Here is an 18,610-nt window from a genome sequence, read left to right as displayed (position 1 = left end):
CGCCATGTTGCGGGGGGGCTGCTGACAACGGGGTGTCAGCAGCCTGCGGCGCGCAAGGCGCCGGATGCAGGCTCAGGCTGCGGGGGTCGCGGGCACTGCAGGGGCTTCGGACTCGTCCGCAGCGTCTTCAGCCACCTCGGGCGGGGTGGCCTCGGCCGCCATGGCTGCCGCCATCTGCCGACGGCGCTGGGCACGCTCCAGGGTGCGGGCCGCGTCGCGCGGGTCGAACCCGTACATGTCGGCAAAGGCCTGCACGGTCTGGCCGCTGGCTTCGAAGGCGCGCAGGCGGGCTTCGTCGCGGGCGGCGGCTTCGGCGGCCTCAGCCAGGGCTTCGTCAAGCACGGCATTGGCGGCTTCGTCACGGCCGATCACGCGGGCCGCATAGGCCTCTGAGCTCAGGCCCGAGGCCTCGAAGGCCTGCACGATGCGCCGGCGCAGCTTGGGACGCAGGTCTTCAGCGCCCGGGCGCTGCTGGCGACGGCGGAATACCTCCAGCAAGGCATGGTGCACGTGCTCGGGGGCCATGGCTTCGACCGGCTGGCCATGCAGGTCATGGCGCTGCTGGCCTGCGGCCACCGCCGTCAGATAGCGGCTGGAGCGGGTGTGCAAAGCCAGGGCGGCCTTCAAAGCTTCGCGCTCGAACACCTCGGGATGGGCGTCCTGCAGGTCCTGGAAGATGCCTCGCTTGAGCGGCAAGGGCTGCTCGCCAAACAGGGCCGGGTACAGGCCGGCGAGTTGATCGAGCACGGGGTGGCTGCGCGCCGGACGGGCAGGCTTGAGCGACTGAGGGGCTGCCGCACCATGCTCAGCACGCTCGGCGCCGGGCTGGCGTTGCGGGCGGCGGCCACCTTCACGGCCTGGGTTGCGACCACCGTCACGTCCACCGTCACGACCCCGGTCACGGGCCGCTTGGGCGGCCGCTGGCTGGGCGGCAGCACCCTCACCGCCCTCGGGGCGCGAGCGCCCACGGCCACCGCGGCGGCCACGCCGCGCGCCGCGCTCAGGGGGGGCGCCGGCCTCGCCAGCGGGTTCCTGCGCGGTGACGGCACCGGTCGGAACTTCGGATGCGGCGGCCTGCGGCAACGCCGACGCGGCATCGGCCAGAGGAGGTACGCCAGCGGTTTCGGACACGGATTCAGTCATGGCAGAACGGATTTCGCAAAGGGACAAACCCGCCATCATGCCAGCACTCAGGCTTGCAGGGCCTCATCGAGCACCTCGACCCAGTGCTTGACCGGTGTTGCGGTACCGCTTTGCAGGTGGGTGATGCAACCGATGTTGGCGCTGACGATGACCTCTGGTTGCAGCGCTTCGAGATGCCCCACCTTGCGGTCGCGCAGCTCGTAGGCAATGTCGGGGTTGAGCACCGAGTAGGTGCCGGCCGAGCCGCAGCACAGGTGGGCCTCGTTGCGCGCCACCTGCACGGTGAAGCCCAGCTCGCCCAGATGGGTCTCCACGCCGCCACGCAGTTTCTGGCCGTGTTGCAGCGTGCAGGGCGGGTGGAAGGCCACCACCCCCTGCGGGGCGCTCTTCAGGCGCGATTTGAGCAAGGGCACCAAGTCGGGCAGCAGTTCGGTGAGGTCACGCGTCATCGAACTGACCAGGGCGGCCTTTTCGGCGTAGGCCGGGTCATCGCGCAGCAGGTGGCCGTAATCCTTGATGGTGGCACCGCATCCCGAGGCATTGATGACCAGGGCCTCGACCTGGCCACTGCTGAGCAGGGGCCACCAGGCGTCGATGTTGGCGCGCATCTGGCCCAGGCCACCGCTCTGGTCGTTGAGGTGAAACTTGACCGCCCCACAGCAGCCGGCCTGGGGTGCGGTGACGCACTCGATGCCCGCGGCATCCAGCACCCGGGCGGTGGCGCTGTTGATGTTGGGCGACAGGGCCGGTTGCACGCAGCCGGCCAGGGTGAGCACCTTGCGGGCATGGCTGGCGCTGGGCCAACGCCCCGCCGACTGGGGCAGCGGCACCTTGGCGCGCAGCGTGGGTGGCAGAGCGCCGCGCACCATCTGGCCCAGTTTGAGGGCGGGGGCAAACAGCGGCGAAGGCAGGCCCTCCTTCAGCAGCCAGCGCACGGCCTTCTCGGACGCCGGGCGGGGCACCTGCTCGTCCACGATCTGGCGCCCGATGTCCACCAGATGCCCGTATTGCACGCCGCTGGGGCAGGTGCTTTCGCAATTGCGGCACGTCAGGCAGCGGTCCAGGTGCATCTGGGTCTTGCGGGTGGGGGCCTCGCCCTCGAGCACCTGCTTGATCAGGTAGATGCGGCCACGCGGGCCATCGAGTTCATCGCCCAGCAGCTGGTAAGTGGGGCAGGTGGCGGTGCAGAAGCCGCAGTGCACACATTTGCGCAGAATGGCCTCGGCCTCGCGGCCGGCCGCGCTGTCCTGGTATTGGGGGGCGAGATGGGTTTGCATGGTGGGAGCGGTAAAGGAGCGTGTTCTTGGGCCGCAGGCGGCCGTTGGAGAGAGTCAGTCGGCGGCGGCCCGCTGTTCGACCAGGCGCCCCAGCCGACGCAGGTCACCCAGCAGCGGCGGCAGCGACAGGGACAACAGCAGCGTGGCCAAAGGCAGCACCCAGATGAAGCCGATGTGCTTGAAGCCGGCCGCCCCCACGATGCCGCCCACGGTGAACAGGCCCAGCAAGGAGGCAAACAGCTTGAGCCGGGCCGGGTTGGCACGCACCTGGGGGCCGGCCCCGGGCACGCTGCCGTTCCAATACAGCATCTTGCCCAGTTCGATGCCCAGATCGGTGACGATCCCGGTCATGTGGGTGGTACGGATCTGGGCCGAGGAGATCTTGGTCACCAGCGCGTTCTGCAAGCCCATGATGAAGGCCAGCAACAGCACGGTGAACGGCACGGCAAAGGGGGTCTGGCGATTGAAGGTGCTGCCGATCAGGCCGAACAGCAGCATCAAGATGGCCTCCAGCAGCAGGGGCAGCGCGTAACCGCTGCGCAAATGGTGCACCCGGCCCCAGTTGACCAGCACGGCCGTCAAGGCGGCCCCGGCCGTGAAGGACAGCAAGGCCCCACAGGCCGACGCCACCAGCAGCACATTGCCCAGCACCAGGTTGTCGGCCAGCATGGACACAAAGCCCGACATGTGTGAGGTGTACATGCCTACCACCAGAAACCCACCCGCGTTGATGGCGCCGGCATTGAAGGCCAGCAAAAAGCCCAGCATCCGGTTGGTGGCCGGGGTACGGTGCAGTCCGGTGAGGTGTCGCAGGCGGCGCATGGGGTGGCGGCGGGAAGGCTCGAGCCGGCTTACCAGCCGCGGTACAGCCGGCCATGGCCGAACACGCCGGCCGGGTCGAACTGCTGCTTGAGGCCGCGCTGGATGCGATCGAGTGCCGGCGACAGCGGGGTGAAGACGTCGAGTGCGGCGTCCGGCCCGCGAAAACGGGTGGCATGCCCGCCCACACTGACCGCGTGGTGACGCAGCCGTTTGGCCTGGTCCGAGGGCGCATGCAACCAGCGCTGCGCGCCGCCCCACTCGATCAGGGTGGGCCCCAGCTGCAAAGGCACGGCGGTGTCAGGCACGGCCAGGCGCCACAGGCTGAAATCGGCCTGGGGCTGGAAAAAGGGGTGGGTCTGCTCGCGCAGCGACTGCCAGAAGGCCTGCGCCGGCTCGGGCGCCAACAGCTCGCCGCCCAGGCGCTGGCAGGCGGCCTGGACCGCGGCCTGGGCGCCGCGCAAACGCAGGTGGAGCACACCGGCCAGCCAGCACGAGGCATTGACGGGCAGAGGCTGGCCGCCCCAGGCGTTCAGGCGGGTCAGTGCGGTGGGCTCGTCGAATTCAAAGCGCAGCGTGGCCTCGGCCACCGGCACCGGCAGCACCTTGAGCGAGACCGAGGTGATCAGCCCCAGCGTGCCCAGTGAGCCCGCCAGCAGGCGCGACACGTCATAGCCGGCCACGTTTTTCATGACCTGGCCGCCAAAGGTGAGGTGCTCGGCACGGCCATTGACCAGCTCCAGCCCCAGCACGTAGTCGCGGACATTGCCCACCGCGGCCCGCGCCGGTCCGGCCAGGCCCGCCGCCACCATGCCCCCCACGGTGGCACCGGGGCCGAAATGCGGTGGCTCAAAGGGCAGGCACTGGCCCTGAGCCGCCAGTGCGGCCTCCAGCTCGGCCAGGGGGGTGCCCGCACCGGCGGTGATCACCAGTTCGCTGGGTTCGTAGGCGCTGATGCCCGACAGGCTGCGGGTGTCCAGGACCTGGCCATGCAGGCTCTGGCCATAGAAATCCTTGGTGCCACCGCCGCGGATGCGCAGGGGCGTGGCAGCGGCGGCGGCGGCGCGAATGCGCTCGATGAGGGTTTGCAAGGCGGTCTCCATGGGCGCAAATGGTACGCCCAGGGCCCGGGAGGCGCGATAGGCAGCCACGTGATTTTTTTGAACGCCCTGCATGCAGAAAATTGAGCCAGGGCAAATTCCACCGACCAAGGCCGGTCCGGAGCGGGTCCGCAGGACGCCCCCGGGCGGGGTCGGGGCTCAGAGGCTGTTCACGCCTCCCACGGGCCGCGCGAGATCGTGAACTGGCTCTCAGCCCTCGGCGAAGAAATTCACCGGCAGGCCCGGCACGTCGACCCGGGCGGCCAGCACGCGGCCGTTATCAGGCCAGCGCTCGGCCTCGGCCTCCGGACGGCCGTTGGACGCCGTGGTGACATACAGGGTGCGGCCATCGTCGCCCCCGAAGCAGGGCATGGTGGGGCAGCGGGCGGGCAGTGGCACCTCGGCCAGCAGTTCGCCTGCGGGCGAGAACTTGAGCAGGCGGCCGCCTTCGAACTGAGCGCTCCAGTAGTTGCCCTCAACATCGACCGCCGCACCGTCGGGGCGGCCACCATAGCCTGCGGCGGCGGCCATGTCGTCGGAGCGGAAGCCTTCGGGCTTGGGGGGCAGTTGGGCGAACAGGCGATGTCGGCGCAAGGCCCCGCTGGTGGGGTCGAAGGTCCAGGCGTCGATGCGGTGGTCCTGGGTGTCGGCCCAGTACAAGGTGCGGCTGTCGGGCGACCAGGCCAGCCCGTTGGACACCACGTTGTTGATGGCGCGCAAGGCCAGCGTGGGCTTGCCCCCCTCGCGGGCGTCCACGCTGAACAGCTCGCCCAGGCGGCGGTCGCGGGGCTCATAGATGGTGCCGGCCCAAAAGCGGCCCTGCGGGTCGCAGCGGCCATCGTTGAAGCGGGTGGTACGCGGGTCATAACTGAAACCAGCGATGCGCTGCAAGGTGCCGCCCCAATCGCGGGCGCGGTAGACACCATCACGCAGCGCCAGCACCAGGCCGCCAGCGTGGGCCGGTGCCACGCACCCGGGCTCGCTGGGCAGGGCCCAGTGCTCGATGTGGCCAGTGAAGACGTTGCAGCGCAGCAGTTCACGCCCGGGGATATCGACCCAGTACAGCATCTGCTCGTGCGGGTGCCAGAACGGCGATTCTCCAAGTTTGCTGCGTTCGGGGCTGACGGCCTGCCAGTTCAGTTGCAGGGTGGTGCTCATGCGGGTTCTCCTTCGTCATGGCTGACTTCGATGCTCATCTGCAAGGTCAGCGACTCGCCTGGCGCCAGCGTGCGCACCCCCAGTTCGGCCGGGGTGCGGCCCTGCGCGTGCTGCAGGTTGATGGCGTTGTTGGCATGGCTGACCGGCTCAATGGCCACGCTGTCTCGTTGAGGCTGGGTGCACACCACCAGGTAGGCGGTGTTGCTGCGCACGCGCACCGTCATGACCGGATCGCGCAAGGTGGCCAGGCCACGCCAGCCCTCGAAACAGTGGTCCAGGTCCAGCAGTTTGGCATCGGCGTGCAGGCCCGTGGACGGGGTGCGGTGAGTGGGCAGCTTGTCGGGGCCCATTTCCCAGCGAGCGGTGGCTTCGAAGGCCAGGTGGGCACCGGCCCGCTTGACGAACCAGGGGTGCCAGCCCAGGCCTGCAGGTACGGGCTGGGGCGACTGGTTGGTCATGCTCAGCGTCAGCTCCAGGGTGTTGTCGCGCAGGCGCAGGGTCTGGGAGGCGTCAAAGGCAAAGGGCCAGGCGCCGTCGGCCGGGTGTTCGAAGGCCATGAGCAGGCTGTCAGGGCTTTGCTCCAGCACCTGCCAGGCGCGTTGCCAGCCCACGCCGTGAATGGCATGGGGCTCGGGCGCGTTGTTGTGCACCAGGGGGTGGCCGGTGCCTTGCCAGTGCAGCACGGCGTGGCCGATGCGGTTGGAATACGGCACCAGCGGGTAGCTGCCGGATTGCCGGGCCTGGGCCAGGCCCTCAGGCGGCGGCAGGCGCAGCACCGGCTCGCCGCGCCACCACAGGCCGGCCAGACAGCCCCCCAGGTCGGGGCGTACTGCGCAACGCAGTTCACCGCCTGCGGCGGTGTTGTCCAGGATCAGGGTGGGGGCATCGTGCATGGCATTCACCTTGGCGGCCGGGGCGGCGAAAAACGGAATCCCGGATTGTGCCCTCGGCCCGGAATGGCTCGCGCAAAAAAAGGGCCCGCCGAAGCGGGCCCAATATCCAAGGGAGACTCTCAATGAAAAAAACCTCGGAGGGGTCGCAGGGCAGCTACGGCCCCTCCGGCATGGCCTCAACGGTTGTAAGCCGTTTCGCCGTGCGAGGTGATGTCCAGACCTTCGCGCTCGTCTTCTTCGCTGACGCGCAGGCCAATGGTCAGGTCGACCACCTTGTAGGACACGAACGAGACCACGCCCGACCAGACCACGGTGACCAGGACGGCCTTGGTCTGGATCCAGACTTGGGAAGCGATGGAGTAGTCAGCAGCAGTGATGCCGGTGGCCGTGACCCAGTCAGCCACGAAGCCAGGGCCGCCCAGGGAAGGCGAGTTGAACACGCCGGTCAGGATGGCACCCAGGATACCGCCCACGCCGTGCACACCGAACACGTCCAGGGTGTCGTCAGCGCCGAGGATCTTCTTCAGACCGGTCACGCCCCACAGGCAGACAAAGCCAGCCAGCAGACCGATCACCAGTGCACCGCCGATACCGACGTTGCCGGCAGCCGGGGTGATGGCCACCAGGCCGGCGACGGCGCCAGAAGCAGCACCCAGCATCGAGGCCTTGCCCTTGTGCAGGGCTTCACCCACGGACCAGGACAGCACAGCGGCAGCAGTGGCGCCGAAGGTGTTGATGAAGGCCAGGGCGGCAAAACCGTTGGCTTCCAGAGCGGAGCCGGCGTTGAAGCCGAACCAGCCCACCCACAGCAGCGAGGCGCCGACCATGGTCAGGGTCAGGCTGTGAGGCGCCATCGATTCCTTGCCGTAGCCGATGCGCTTGCCAACCATGAAGGCACCCACCAGGCCCGCCACAGCGGCGTTGATGTGCACCACGGTGCCGCCGGCGAAGTCCAGCGCGCCCCATTGCCAGATCATGCCGGCCTTGCCGTTCATGGCATCCACAACGTCCTTGCCGGTGTAAGCGTCCGGGCCCATCCAGAACCAGACCATGTGGGCGATCGGAGCGTAGCTGAAGGTGAACCACAGCACCATGAACATCAGCACGGCCGAGAACTTGATGCGTTCGGCAAAGGCGCCGACGATCAGCGTGCAGGTGATGCCGGCGAAGGTGGCCTGGAAGGCGGCAAACACGATTTCAGGAATCACGACACCCTTGCTGAAGGTGGCAGCGTTCACGAAAGTGCCTGCGGCGTTGTCCCAGATGCCCTTCATGAACAGCCGGTCAAAGCCGCCGATGAAGGAGCCCCCCTCGGTGAAGGCCAGGCTGTAGCCGTAGATGAACCACAGCACGACGATCAGCGAGAACGTGACCATCACCTGCATCAGCACGGACAGCATGTTCTTGCTGCGCACCAGGCCGCCGTAGAACAGGGCCAGGCCCGGCACGGTCATCAGGATGACCAGCAGGGTGGAGACCATCATCCAGGCGGTGTCGCCCTTGTTGGGAACCGGCTGCGGAGCAGCGGCAGCAGCAGCATCGGCCGGGGCGGCTGCGGCTGCGGCAGGTGCTGCGGCATCGGCCGGCTTGGCATCAGCGGCCTTGGCTTCGGCAGCAGGTGCTGCAGCAGCCGGTGCTTCAGCCGCGGGCGCGGCGGGAGTCTGAGCCAGCACGGCGCCGCCGGCAAACATCAGACTGAAACCCAGTGCAATCGTTGCGAATAGCTTTTTCATGGTTGTGACTTTCTTTCGGACGTGACCGAGGGCTCGTTTACAGGGCCTCTTTACCGGTCTCGCCGGTACGGATGCGGACCACCTGCTCGAGGTCGTACACAAAGATCTTCCCGTCGCCGATCTTGCCGGTGCGGGCTGCGGACTCCACGGCTTCGATGACGCGCTCGACCAGGTCGTCGGCCACCGCAGCTTCGATCTTCACCTTGGGCAGGAAGTCGACGACGTATTCGGCACCGCGGTAGAGCTCGGTATGGCCCTTCTGGCGACCGAAGCCCTTCACTTCCGTGACGGTGATGCCTTGCACACCCATCGCGGACAGGGCTTCACGCACCTCGTCCAGCTTGAAGGGTTTGATGATGGCGGTTACGAGTTTCATGCGTTCTCCTAGGGCCAGGGCCGCTGATCAGAAGTTGTACTTGACGCTGACGACGACACCGTCACGACCGAGGTTCTTGTTGGACGGGGACACGTAAGCGCCGCTCTTGGCGTCGGTACCGAGCACGGCGCCCGACACGACGAAACCATTGCCCAGGTCCTTGTTCAGGGTCAGGGCGTAATCGGTGTAGCTGTACAGGCCATTGTTCTTGACCAGTTGGCGGCCCACGTGAGGCACCAGGCTCAGGCCATTGCCCAGGTCGAAGGTGGCCGACACGTCGAGGTAGCCGCTGTTCTTGCTGTTGGGGGTACCGAACAGGTCAGACAGGCTGTGCGAATACTTGGCGGTGACCACGTTGTAGGTCAGGGCGCCGTAGATTTCATCGGTGTTGGCATTGGTGCCCGACACGTTCTTGTAGGTGTTGCCCACGTATTCGTAGCGCAGGTAGCCCACGTCGTAGGCCACGTCCTTGACCACTTCACCGCGGTAGCCGCCATACAGGTCGAGCTCGACCGGGCCCTTGGCGTTGACGCCGGCCACCGTGCCGCCGTCCTTGATCCACTTGATGGTGGAGGCCCAGGCACCCACGTAGAAGCCGCTGGTGTGGGTGAAATCGACGCCGCCTTGCACGGCCGGCAGGAAACGCGACTGCGAAATGCCGCGATAGCGGTATTCAGAGGCCAGGCTGGCGTTGAAGGCCAGCGTGTTTTCAGGTGCGGCAGCCGGAGCTTCGGCCGGTGCAGCAGTCTGGGCAAACGAAGACGAGGCAGCCAGGGTCAGAGCGGCCAGGATCATTGTTTTTTTGACGTCGAATTTCACGGAGTTCTCCTGTTAAAAAAAATCATCGGGTTGACGCTGCACTTATGCAGGTTGTGTGCCAACTTTTGCGGCTCTTTGCGCAAATCCCCGTTGCCGCCAGTGGAACGCCCTGGAAGTGGGCGGGTCTTTTTGTTTCAAAATTGTTAGAAGAGCACCTAATTGGTGCAATTACGTGCAGCCTACGCCGATCGGCCTCCCAATGCACTCTTCTGGTGACGAGATGAACAGGAGCGCATGAAAATGGGTCTTTCTTTGGTGCAAAGCCGGGTTTTGCTCGGTTTCGAGGCGCTGCCGGTGACCGTTGAGGTGCATCTGGCCAATGGCCTGCCCAGCTTCACCCTGGTGGGCCTGGCCGAAGTCGAAGTCAAAGAGGCGCGCGAGCGCGTGCGCTCGGCCCTGCAGAACTCGGGGCTGGAGTTTCCGCACAACAAGCGCATCACCGTCAACCTGGCGCCCGCCGACCTGCCCAAGGACTCCGGCCGCTTCGACCTGCCCATCGCCCTCGGCCTGCTGGCCGCCAGCGAGCAGATCGACCCGGCCCGGCTGGCCGGGCACGAGTTCGCGGGTGAACTGTCGCTGTCCGGCGAACTGCGCCCGGTCAGCGGCGCACTGGCCATGTGCCTGGCCCTGCACCGCCAAGGGGGCGAGCCCGTGCAACTGGTGCTGCCCCCCGGCAGTGCCGAAGAGGCCGCCCTGGTGCCCGACATGCCGGTCTGGCGCGCCAACCACCTGCTGGACGTGGTGCAGGCCTTTGCCTGGTCGCCCGGCGAAGGCCCGACCGCCGAGGCCGAAGCGGGCACCGGCCTGGTGCGGGTGCAGGCACCGGCGCGCAACCCGGCCTTCAGCGGGCCGGATCTCCGAGACGTTCGGGGCCAGGCCGCGGCCAAGCGGGCCCTGGAGATCGCCGCGGCCGGCCACCACAGCCTGCTGATGAGCGGCCCCCCAGGCTCTGGCAAATCCATGCTGGCCCAGCGCTTTGCCGGCCTGCTGCCCGACATGAGCCTGGACGAGGCCCTGGAAAGCGCGGCCGTGGCCAGCCTGGAGGGGCGCTTCAACATCAGTGACTGGGGCCGCAGGCCCACCCGGCAGCCGCACCACACGGCCAGCGCCGTGGCCCTGGTGGGGGGCGGATCGCCGCCCCGCCCCGGCGAAATCTCGCTGGCGCACCATGGTGTGCTGTTCCTCGATGAAATGCCCGAATTTCCGCGCAGCGCCCTGGAGGCCCTGCGCGAGCCGCTGGAAACCGGCGAGATCACCATCTCGCGGGCCGGGCGGCGGGCCAACTTCCCGGCCCGCTTTCTATTACTGGGCGCCATGAACCCCTGCCCCTGCGGCTACCACGGCTCGACCCTGCGCGCCTGCCGCTGCTCGCCCGAGCAGATCGCGCGCTACCAAGGCCGACTCAGCGGCCCCCTGCTCGACCGCATCGACCTGCACCTGGAAGTGACGGCCGTGCCGGCCCTGGAGTTGCTGCCCGGCGTGACCAACGCCGTGCCGCCCCTGCCCGCCACCGACAGCGCCGAACTGCGCGCCCGCGTGGCCCAGGCCCGGGCCCGCGCCCTGCGACGACAGGGCGGCCCCAACCGAGACCTGCAAGGCCAGGCGCTGGACACCCATCTGCAACTGGGCGAGGGCGTGGCCGGCCTGCTGCAGGCCATGAGCCGCCAATGGGCCTGGTCGGCCCGCGGCGTGCACCGGGTGCTGCGCGTGGCCCGCAGCGTGGCCGACCTGGCCGATTCAGACACCGTGCTGGCCGAGCACCTGGCCGAGGCGGCGCAGTACCGGCCGTTGGTGGTGCGGCGCTGAGGCTCAGCGCCGCGCCGCCGGCAAATCGCTGTCTGTCAAGGTGCGCAGGAAAGCCACCAGATCGCGCACGTCCGCCTCGCTGAGGCGAGCCCGCCCGCCCGGGCCGGTGCCGAAGGGGGCCTCGGTGTTCACATTGGATTCGTAGCTGCCGGGCAGATCGTCATACTTTTTCACGCGACCGTCGCGGCCCCGCGGATACACGCGCTCAGGCCGGGCATCCCGATCGGCATAGAAGCGCACCGCATCCTCCAGCCGGTGGTAAGCCCCGTTGTGAAAGAACGCCTGGCGCACCGCCACGTTGCGCAGGCTGGGGGTCTTGAACAGACCACAGTACTCGGGGTGGTCCTTCAGATCGGTGCGCAGGGGGCCACACAGGCCCAGATCGAACCAGGCCGGATCGGCGTTGGCACGGATGGCGGGGTTGCGTGGCACGCCCAGGGCGATCAGGCCATGGTCGGTGAACTCGGGAAACGCCCCACGCTTGACCGCACCCGGGTGGCACTGCAGGCAGTTGCCCTTGTTCTGGTCGTTGAAGACGGCCATGCCGCGCCGCTCGGCCGCATTGAGCTGGGCCTGGCCGCGCAAAAAGGCGTCGTAGCGGCTGTTGTAGGGGTAAAAATCGGCCGGGCTTTGCTGGAACACCTCCAGCGCCCAGAGCAGGCCCTTCCAGGCCTTGTCGGGCTGGCTCAGCACCTGGGGCCCGAAAGTGGTGCGAAAAGCGCCTGCACTCGGTGAAGCGGCCAAGCGAGCCACCACGTCCGCCGGGCTGCGGTTGGCCATCTCCAACGGTGACAGCAAGGGCATCTCGGCCTGCTCATGCGCCGAATTGGCGCGCCCGTCCCAGGTGCGCCCCCCGGTGGGGCCCTGGTCGATGCTGTCGTTGCCGTCGCTGTCATTGAAGTGCTCGCTGAACGGGGGGGTGGCCTGCCGATAGCGCAGCGAGGGCACAGCACGCAAGCCCTGCAGGCGCCCGTCGGGGCCGCCCAGCTGCACCGCCAGGGCGTTGGCCGGCCCATACGCGTGCTGCGGGCTGTGGCACGAGGCGCAGCTCATGCGGCCCGAGGCCGACAAGGCTGGCTCATTGAACAGGCGCCGCCCCAGCTCGGTCAGTTCGGCCGGATTGGGTTGGCGCTCGAAGCGGGTGGCATAGAAGGGCTGGGCTGGCTCCGACGGTGCGGCCCCAACCGTGCCCGCCAAGGCACACCAAGACAACACAGCAGCAGAAAAAGCAGAAGACAGACGGCTCACGGGCGACGCTTTCGACAACAGAGGTCGCCCTTGTACCGCCGCCCCGTGGCAATGCCGTGACAGCCAGACAGTCGGCTGTGGGCGGACACGAGGGCAGCCGCCCCATTGCAAAGACACGGTAAAGAAGGGCCGGATTCCGCGCATGTAAACGGTCTGTCACAGGCGCTCGGAACACTGAGCCGTCCATCTTTGTCACCCACCGGGATCACTCCACCATGAAAAACCGTCCCTCGCTGAAAGGCCTTGCCGTCTTTCCCTTGACCGTGCTGGCTGCACTGGCGCTGAGCGCCTGCGGCAGCGACAGCGTCGACACCACCACCGCCCTGCGCTCCAAGGTGAAGAACGTGGTCGTCATCTACGCCGAAAACCGCTCCTTCGACGGCTTGTATGGCAACTTCCCAGGTGCCAACGGCATCAGCAACCTGTACGACGCCAACGGCAAGCTGACCTCGGCCTACGTGCCGCAAAAAGACCGCAACGGCAACGTGCTGGCCACCCTGCCCCAGACCTGGGGCGGTGTGACGGCCGGCGGCGTGACCCCGGTGGTGACCCAGGCGCAAAGCGCTGGCCTGGCCAACGCGCCGTTCTCGATCGAAACCGCCTTCCAGGCCGCCTCGAACGCCGTGCTGACCACCGCCACGGTGACGCGCGACCTGTACCACCGCTTCTTCGAAAACCAGATGCAGATCAACGGCGGCGCCAACGACATGTTTGCCGCCTGGTCAGACGCCGGCGGCCTGACCATGGGCCGTTTCGACACCAGCGGTACCGCCATGTACAAGCTGGCCCAGCAATACGTGCTGGCCGACAACTTCTTCCAGGGCGCCTTCGGCGGCTCGTTCCTGAACCACCAGTACCTGGTGTGCGCCTGCGCCCCCGAGTACCCGAACGCCGACACCGCCACCGCCGCCCCCACCATCGCGGTGCTGAACAAGGACGCCAGCGGCAAGTACACCAACACACTGACCACCAAGTCGACCAGCCCGGCCTCGGCCCTGGACGGCGCCCCCAGCTATGTGCTGAGCGGCAACATCACCCCCGCCAACTACTTTGGCGACGGCAAGTTCTACGCCGTGAACACCATGCAGCCGCCCTACCAGCCCAGCGGCAACGCCCCGGCCAACGTGACCGGCAGCAACGGCCTGTACGCCAACGCCACCAAAGCCACCACCCTGCCCGCGCAGACGGCCACGAACATCGGCGACCTGATGGATGCCAAGAACGTGACCTGGAAGTGGTACAGCGGCGCCTGGAACAGCGCCCTGGCCGACGGCGTGCAAGACCCCTCGGCCACCCGCTCGGTGATCTACGCCGGCAACAGTTTTGGTGTGGCCACCACCGCCAACGTGGACTTCCAGCCGCACCACCAGCCCTTCAACTACTACGCCAAGGCCGACCCGGTGACCGGCGCCGCCTACCGCACCAACCACCTGAAGGACTACAACGACCTGGTCGCCGACGCCGCCGCCGGCACCCTGCCCGCAGTGACCTTCTACAAGCCCGAAGGCCTGTACAACCAGCACCCTGGCTACGCCAACATCAGCGACGCCGACAGCAAGATCGCTGACCTGATCGCCAAGCTGCAGGCCAGCCCGCAGTGGAACAACATGGTGGTGGTCGTGACCTATGACGAGTTCGGCGGCACCTGGGACCACGTGGCCCCGCCCAAGGGCGACCTGATCGGCCCCGGCACCCGCATCCCGGCCCTGGTGATCTCGCCCCTGGCCAAGAAGGGCACCGTGGACCACACCCAGTACGACACCGCCTCGGTGCTGCGCCTGATCACCCGCACCTTCAGCCTGGACACCCTGCCCGGCCTGGCCTCGCGTGACGCCGCATTGAAGGCCAACGGCGCCTCCGTCATGGGCGACCTGACCAATGCGCTGCAGCTGAACTGATCGAGCATTTGAGCGGAGCATTTGGGCGCTGTCAGCGCCCAAGCCACAGGCCGGCCCCTCTGCCAGGGGGCCGGCTTTTTTTCATGTCGTGATGAAGCGCGAGATGCGGGGGCGTTTCAAGGATGCCCCGGCCCCGCCCGCAGCCGCGCCAGCGCCTCGGGCAGGTCCGCCCAGGCCGGCTGCCCCGGCGCATAGCGCTGACGCAGCCAGCCGACCAGTTCGACGATCTGGGTGTCGCTCAGGACCTGGTCGAAGGCGGGCATGAAGCCCAGCTCAGCGGTGGCGGGCTCGCGCACGCCGTGCAGCAGGGTGCGCAGCAGGTTGTCGGGGCGTTCGCTGTGCAGCTTGCTGCTCAACGCCAGGGGCACGTTGGCGCCCAGCAGGCGCGGGCCGTCGCCGTCGTGGTGGCAGGCGGCGCAGGCACCTTCGAACAGGCGTTGCACCCGCCCCGGGGCCGGGGCCTGGGCGGCTGCGGTGGCCACCTGGCGGGCAGCGCGCTCAGGGGCGTCGGGCACGGCAGGGTTGAAACTGGCCAGGTAGGTGGCCATGGCGCGGATGTCGCTGTCGGGCAGGGCCTGCAGCTCGCGCACCACCGGGGCCATGGGGCCCAGGGCAGCGCCATGCTGGGCACTGTGGCCGTGGCGCAGGTAGTCGTACAGGGCCTGGCCTGTCCAGGGCACGGGGGCGCGCGACAGGCCGGTGAGGGCCGGGGCCTCCCAGCCGTCGATCAGGGCACCTGACAAAAACGCCGCCCCGCCCTGCTCGGCCCCCAAGGCGTTGCGCGGGGTGTGGCAGGCGCCGCAGTGGCCCAGGCCCTGCACCAGGTAGGCGCCGCGGTTCCATTCGGGGCTCTGGCCAGGCTCGGGCTGCCAGGGGCTGGGGTCATGGTAGAGCGCGTTCCAGCCCGCCATCAGCCAACGCTGGTTGAACGGAAAGCGCATCTCGGGCGCCGGGGTTTCGGCCCGCACCGGGGGTTGCGACATCAGCCAGGCGTACAGCGCGGTGAGGTCGTCATCGCTCATCTTGGCGAAGGCGGTGTAGGGGAAGGCCGGGTACAGGTGATGGCCGTCGCGCGACAGGCCCTCGCGCATGGCGCGCTGGAAGGCACTGAAGGACCAGCGGCCCAGGCCGGTCTCGGGGTCGGGCGTGAGGTTGCTGGTGTAGAGACGGCCGAAGGGCGTGTCCATGGCCCGCCCGCCCGCGTTGACGGCCCCGCCCGGCGCGGTGTGGCACACCGCACAGTCGCCTGCCGCGGCCAGCAGCCGCCCTCGCTCCAACGTGGCCGCGTTGTAGACCGAGGCCCCGCCTGTGCTCTGCACCGGTGCGATGGCCGGGCGCCAGCCCAGCACGCTGAGACCGAGGCCGACCCCCGCTGCCAGCAGCGCCCCCACACGGGCCCAGGGGCGACGCGGGCGTGGCAGCACGGCGTCCGGTGGCAGACCGGCGGGGGCTGGCAAGGCTGGAGGCAAGGCCTGGGGCGGCGTTTCAGCGCCCGCCCCAGGCCCGGTCGACGGCAAGGGGTTGAGCGCGGCACGCACCACCTCGGGCGTGAAGGGCGGCGCCCGAAAGCGCACGCCGGTGGCATCGAAGATGGCGTTGGCAATGGCCGCCGTGCCGGGCACCGACGACGATTCACCGGCCCCCAGCGGGGCTTCGCCGGGGCGCGGCATGTGGACGATCTCGACCACCGGCACTTCGCGGAAGCTCAGGATGGGGTAACTGCCCCAGTCGCGGCTGGCCAGCACCGGCGCAGCCGCCGGAGCCCCCTCGGTGCGCAGCGGGGTCTCGAACTGCAGTTGCTCTTTCAGGGCCCGGCTGGTGGTCTGCACCACGTTGCCATGCACTTGGCGTTCGATGCCCGCGGGGTTGACCATGAGTCCCGCATCGTGCCCCACCACCACCCGGCGCACATACACCTCGCCGGTTTGGCGGTTCACGTCCACATCGGCCACCCAGGCCGCCCAGGCGGCGCCGAAGCCGGGCCACTGGCTGTGCACATAGCGCGCATAGGCAAAGCCCTGGCCGTGCAGCCAATCGGGCTGGGCCGGGTCGGCCTGCAGGCGGGGGCCGGTGCGGGGCTGCCAGCCGGCCTTCTGCGCCGTGGCCTGCACCAGTTCGATGGCACGCGGGTCGCTCAGGTGCTGCAGCCGGTAGGCCACCGGGTCGATGCCAGCGGCGGCGGCCAGTTCGTCGATGTAGCTTTCGTGGGCAAAGGAGTTGGGCAGGGCCGAGACGCCGCGCAGCCATGAGGCACGGATCACGGGCGGCATGTCGTTCACCGCCACGCGCAGGTTGTCGTAGTCGTAGGGCGGGCGGGCCGTGCGGTCGCCCATCTCGTAGGCCTGGGCCGTGGGCTCGATGCGGCGGGTGAGCAGCAGCGCCAGCGTGGGCGCGCCATTGCTGGGGTAAGAGGTCTCGAAGTCGTAGGCGGCCACCGAGCCGTCGGCATTCAGGCCGCCGCGCACCTGCATGAGTTGGGCCGTGCCCTTGGGCTCCCAGAGATGCTCCTGCTCGCGGGTGAGCTGCACGCGCACCGGGGCCCCCACGGCCCGCGACAGCAGGGCCGCATCGGCGGCCACGTCGTCGGCGCCGTTGCGGCCATAGCAGCCCGAGGCCTCCAGGCGAACCAGGTCGATGTCGACATCGGGCAGTTCCATCAGCCGGGCCAGGTCGGCACGCAGCACATGCGGGTTCTGGGTGCCGGCCCACACGGCCAGGCGCGGGCTGTGCCCCGCCGGCTGCCAATGGGCCACCGCACACGAAGGCCCCAGCGAGGCATGCAGCTGGTAGGGCCAGACATAGGTGCGCGGCATGGGCTGGGCCGCCTGTGCCAGGGCGGCCTCCACATCGCCTTCATCGACCAGGCGGCGCTGGGTGGCCGGGTTGTTGCGCAGCGCCTGCTGCACCGCCTCGGGGTGGCCCAGATCAGGCAGGCCGGGAAAGGGCTTCCAGCGCACGCGCAGCTCGCGCAGGGCCTGCTCGGCGTGCTCCTCGCGCTCGGCCACCACGCCCACGAAATCGCGGATCACCACCACTGCCCGCAGGCCCGGGATGTGGGCTACCGAGGCCTCGTCCACCGACTCCAGGGTGTTGCCGATGAAATCACCGTGGTCGGCGCCCGCATAGGGCGGGCGCAGCACCCGCCCATGCAGCATGCCGGGCAGACGGAAGTCATGCACGAAATCACCCTGGCCCTGCACCTTGGCGGGGATGTCCACCCGGGGCACGGATTGGCCGACCAGGCGGTAGTCGGCGGCCGGCTTGGTGGGGGTGGCCGGGTCCAGCCGCAGCGAGGCCTGGCGGCCTTGCAGCAGCCGGCCCAGGGGCCAGGCCTCGGTGAGGCCGGGCCCTTGCAACAGACCGTCGCGCAGGGTGAGGGACTCGGGCGGGCAACCCGCTTGGGCCGCGGCCTCGGCCAGCAGCCAATGGCGGGCCTGGGCGGCGGCCTGGCGCAGTGGCTGGGCATGAATCTGCAAGGTGGCACTGGCGATGGTGGCGCCCTGGTTGGGCGCCCGCGTGGTGTCGCCCAGCACCATGTGCACGGCGGCCATGGGCAGGTCGAGTTCTTCGGCCACGATCTGCGCCAGGGCGGTGCCGATGCCGGTGCCCAGGTCAACGTGGCCATTGAGCGCGGTGACCGAGCCATCGTCCCACACGGCCAGCAGCAACTCGGGGCCTTCGGCGGGGTTGCTGGGCACGGACAGAGGTTGGCCTGGCGTGGGGGTGCGGGGCGGCGGCGGATCGCGCCAGACCAGCAGCACGCCCTGGGCGGCAAAGTAATCGGCGCGGTGCTGGGGGATCTCGGCGCGCCGGGTCAAGGGCCGGGGCGGGGTCATGGGCAGTGTCATTCACCCACCCCAGCGCCACGCAGCAGCACCGCAGCGCGCTGCACCGCGCGCACGATCTCGACATGGGTGCCGCAGCGGCACAGGTTGCGCGAGAGTTCACGCCGGATGGCGGCCTCGTCGGGGTCGGGCTCACGCGCCAGCAGGGCCGCCGCCATCATGACCATGCCGTTGAGGCAGTAGCCGCACTGGGCCGCCTGTTCGTCAATGAAGGCCTGTTGCACCGGGTGCAGACCCGCCGCGCACGAACCAGGGGCCAGCCCCTCCAGCGTGGTGATGCGGCGCCCGGCCACGCCCTGGGCCGGGATCACGCAGGCCCGTGCCGGCACGCCGTCCACCCACACGGTGCAGGCGCCACACTGGCCCAGGCCACAGCCGTACTTGGGGCCATTCAGGCCGAGGTCGTTGCGCAGCACGTGCAGCAGGGTGGCCTGGGCCGAGTCGGGCAGGGTCACGGCCTGGCCGTTGACCTCAAGAGCGGGGGTGGGCATGGCA

The 18,610-nt window shown here is 68.8% G+C and carries 14 protein-coding genes; 2 read left to right on the top strand and 12 right to left on the bottom strand.

From position 1 onward, the window contains the following. Positions 1-72: 72 nt before the first annotated feature. From AC07PT_RS04860 to AC07PT_RS04820, 9 genes are all read right to left on the bottom strand, one after another. Positions 73-1,143, bottom strand: coding sequence for a ProQ/FinO family protein (locus AC07PT_RS04860; RefSeq protein ID WP_494655942.1), 1,071 nt, complete (start codon positions 1,141-1,143; stop codon positions 73-75). Between the two features lie 47 nt (positions 1,144-1,190). Further along, the gene (gene glcF, locus AC07PT_RS04855) at positions 1,191-2,420 is read right to left on the bottom strand and encodes a glycolate oxidase subunit GlcF (protein WP_494655941.1); all 1,230 of its coding nucleotides are present in this window, start codon (positions 2,418-2,420) and stop codon (positions 1,191-1,193) included. A gap of 54 nt (positions 2,421-2,474) precedes the next feature. Beyond that, positions 2,475-3,242, bottom strand: a complete 768-nt coding sequence (locus tag AC07PT_RS04850) for a YoaK family protein (protein WP_492350560.1) — start codon at positions 3,240-3,242, stop codon at positions 2,475-2,477. Between the two features lie 29 nt (positions 3,243-3,271). Next, entirely contained in the window at positions 3,272-4,342 is a 1,071-nt protein-coding gene (glcE, locus tag AC07PT_RS04845) for a glycolate oxidase subunit GlcE (RefSeq protein WP_492350568.1), read from the bottom strand. 207 nt (positions 4,343-4,549) lie between these two features. Continuing rightward, the gene (locus tag AC07PT_RS04840) at positions 4,550-5,497 is read right to left on the bottom strand and encodes an SMP-30/gluconolactonase/LRE family protein (protein ID WP_494655940.1); all 948 of its coding nucleotides are present in this window, start codon (positions 5,495-5,497) and stop codon (positions 4,550-4,552) included. Next, complete coding sequence (locus AC07PT_RS04835; RefSeq protein ID WP_494655939.1) at positions 5,494-6,390, bottom strand: aldose 1-epimerase; 897 nt, start codon at positions 6,388-6,390, stop codon at positions 5,494-5,496. Before AC07PT_RS04835 ends, AC07PT_RS04840 begins: the two co-directional genes overlap by 4 nt. Before the next feature lie 176 nt (positions 6,391-6,566). After that, on the bottom strand, positions 6,567-8,123 hold the full coding sequence (locus tag AC07PT_RS04830) for an ammonium transporter (RefSeq protein WP_494655938.1): 1,557 nt from the start codon (positions 8,121-8,123) through the stop codon (positions 6,567-6,569). A gap of 37 nt (positions 8,124-8,160) precedes the next feature. Next, positions 8,161-8,499 (bottom strand): P-II family nitrogen regulator, encoded by a 339-nt coding sequence (gene glnK / locus AC07PT_RS04825; RefSeq protein ID WP_019573583.1) that lies wholly within the window; start codon positions 8,497-8,499, stop codon positions 8,161-8,163. A gap of 27 nt (positions 8,500-8,526) precedes the next feature. Further along, positions 8,527-9,294 (bottom strand): TorF family putative porin, encoded by a 768-nt coding sequence (locus AC07PT_RS04820; RefSeq protein ID WP_494655966.1) that lies wholly within the window; start codon positions 9,292-9,294, stop codon positions 8,527-8,529. 264 nt (positions 9,295-9,558) lie between these two features. Between AC07PT_RS04820 and AC07PT_RS04815 the strand changes: the two genes are divergently transcribed. Continuing rightward, positions 9,559-11,124 carry a YifB family Mg chelatase-like AAA ATPase gene (locus AC07PT_RS04815; protein ID WP_494655937.1) on the top strand — a complete coding sequence of 522 codons (1,566 nt, stop codon included), beginning with the start codon at positions 9,559-9,561 and terminating at the stop codon, positions 11,122-11,124. Positions 11,125-11,127: 3 nt separating this feature from the next. Here the strand turns inward: AC07PT_RS04815 and AC07PT_RS04810 are convergent, their stop codons facing one another. Continuing rightward, positions 11,128-12,363, bottom strand: a complete 1,236-nt coding sequence (locus tag AC07PT_RS04810; protein ID WP_494655965.1) for a cytochrome-c peroxidase — start codon at positions 12,361-12,363, stop codon at positions 11,128-11,130. Positions 12,364-12,587: 224 nt separating this feature from the next. Here AC07PT_RS04810 and acpA point away from each other — a divergent pair, with 224 nt between their 5' ends. Beyond that, positions 12,588-14,270: an acid phosphatase gene (gene acpA, locus AC07PT_RS04805; protein ID WP_494655936.1), complete on the top strand. Its 1,683-nt coding sequence runs from the start codon at positions 12,588-12,590 to the stop codon at positions 14,268-14,270. A 116-nt stretch (positions 14,271-14,386) separates the two neighbouring features. Here the strand turns inward: acpA and AC07PT_RS04800 are convergent, their stop codons facing one another. Both AC07PT_RS04800 and AC07PT_RS04795 read right to left on the bottom strand, forming a co-directional pair. Beyond that, the gene (locus AC07PT_RS04800) at positions 14,387-18,106 is read right to left on the bottom strand and encodes a molybdopterin cofactor-binding domain-containing protein (RefSeq protein ID WP_494655935.1); all 3,720 of its coding nucleotides are present in this window, start codon (positions 18,104-18,106) and stop codon (positions 14,387-14,389) included. An 8-nt stretch (positions 18,107-18,114) separates the two neighbouring features. Further along, entirely contained in the window at positions 18,115-18,606 is a 492-nt protein-coding gene (locus AC07PT_RS04795) for a (2Fe-2S)-binding protein (protein ID WP_494655934.1), read from the bottom strand. Between the last annotated feature and the right edge of the window lie 4 nt (positions 18,607-18,610).

The organism is Curvibacter sp. GW821-FHT09D12, assembly GCF_059416245.1.
This window is presented reverse-complemented; position numbering and strand designations above follow the sequence as displayed.

Excerpts from the sequence above, each read along its gene's own strand:
- AC07PT_RS04860 (WP_494655942.1), bottom strand. The coding sequence starts at position 1,143 with ATGACTGAATCCGTGTCCGAAACCGCTGGCGTACCTCCTCTGGCCGAT.
- glcF (WP_494655941.1), bottom strand. The coding sequence starts at position 2,420 with ATGCAAACCCATCTCGCCCCCCAATACCAGGACAGCGCGGCCGGCCGC.
- AC07PT_RS04850 (WP_492350560.1), bottom strand. The coding sequence starts at position 3,242 with ATGCGCCGCCTGCGACACCTCACCGGACTGCACCGTACCCCGGCCACC.
- glcE (WP_492350568.1), bottom strand. The coding sequence starts at position 4,342 with ATGGAGACCGCCTTGCAAACCCTCATCGAGCGCATTCGCGCCGCCGCC.
- AC07PT_RS04840 (WP_494655940.1), bottom strand. The coding sequence starts at position 5,497 with ATGAGCACCACCCTGCAACTGAACTGGCAGGCCGTCAGCCCCGAACGC.
- AC07PT_RS04835 (WP_494655939.1), bottom strand. The coding sequence starts at position 6,390 with ATGCACGATGCCCCCACCCTGATCCTGGACAACACCGCCGCAGGCGGT.
- AC07PT_RS04830 (WP_494655938.1), bottom strand. The coding sequence starts at position 8,123 with ATGAAAAAGCTATTCGCAACGATTGCACTGGGTTTCAGTCTGATGTTT.
- glnK (WP_019573583.1), bottom strand. The coding sequence starts at position 8,499 with ATGAAACTCGTAACCGCCATCATCAAACCCTTCAAGCTGGACGAGGTG.
- AC07PT_RS04820 (WP_494655966.1), bottom strand. The coding sequence starts at position 9,294 with ATGATCCTGGCCGCTCTGACCCTGGCTGCCTCGTCTTCGTTTGCCCAG.
- AC07PT_RS04815 (WP_494655937.1), top strand. The coding sequence starts at position 9,559 with ATGGGTCTTTCTTTGGTGCAAAGCCGGGTTTTGCTCGGTTTCGAGGCG.
- acpA (WP_494655936.1), top strand. The coding sequence starts at position 12,588 with ATGAAAAACCGTCCCTCGCTGAAAGGCCTTGCCGTCTTTCCCTTGACC.
- AC07PT_RS04800 (WP_494655935.1), bottom strand. The coding sequence starts at position 18,106 with ATGACCCCGCCCCGGCCCTTGACCCGGCGCGCCGAGATCCCCCAGCAC.
- AC07PT_RS04795 (WP_494655934.1), bottom strand. The coding sequence starts at position 18,606 with ATGCCCACCCCCGCTCTTGAGGTCAACGGCCAGGCCGTGACCCTGCCC.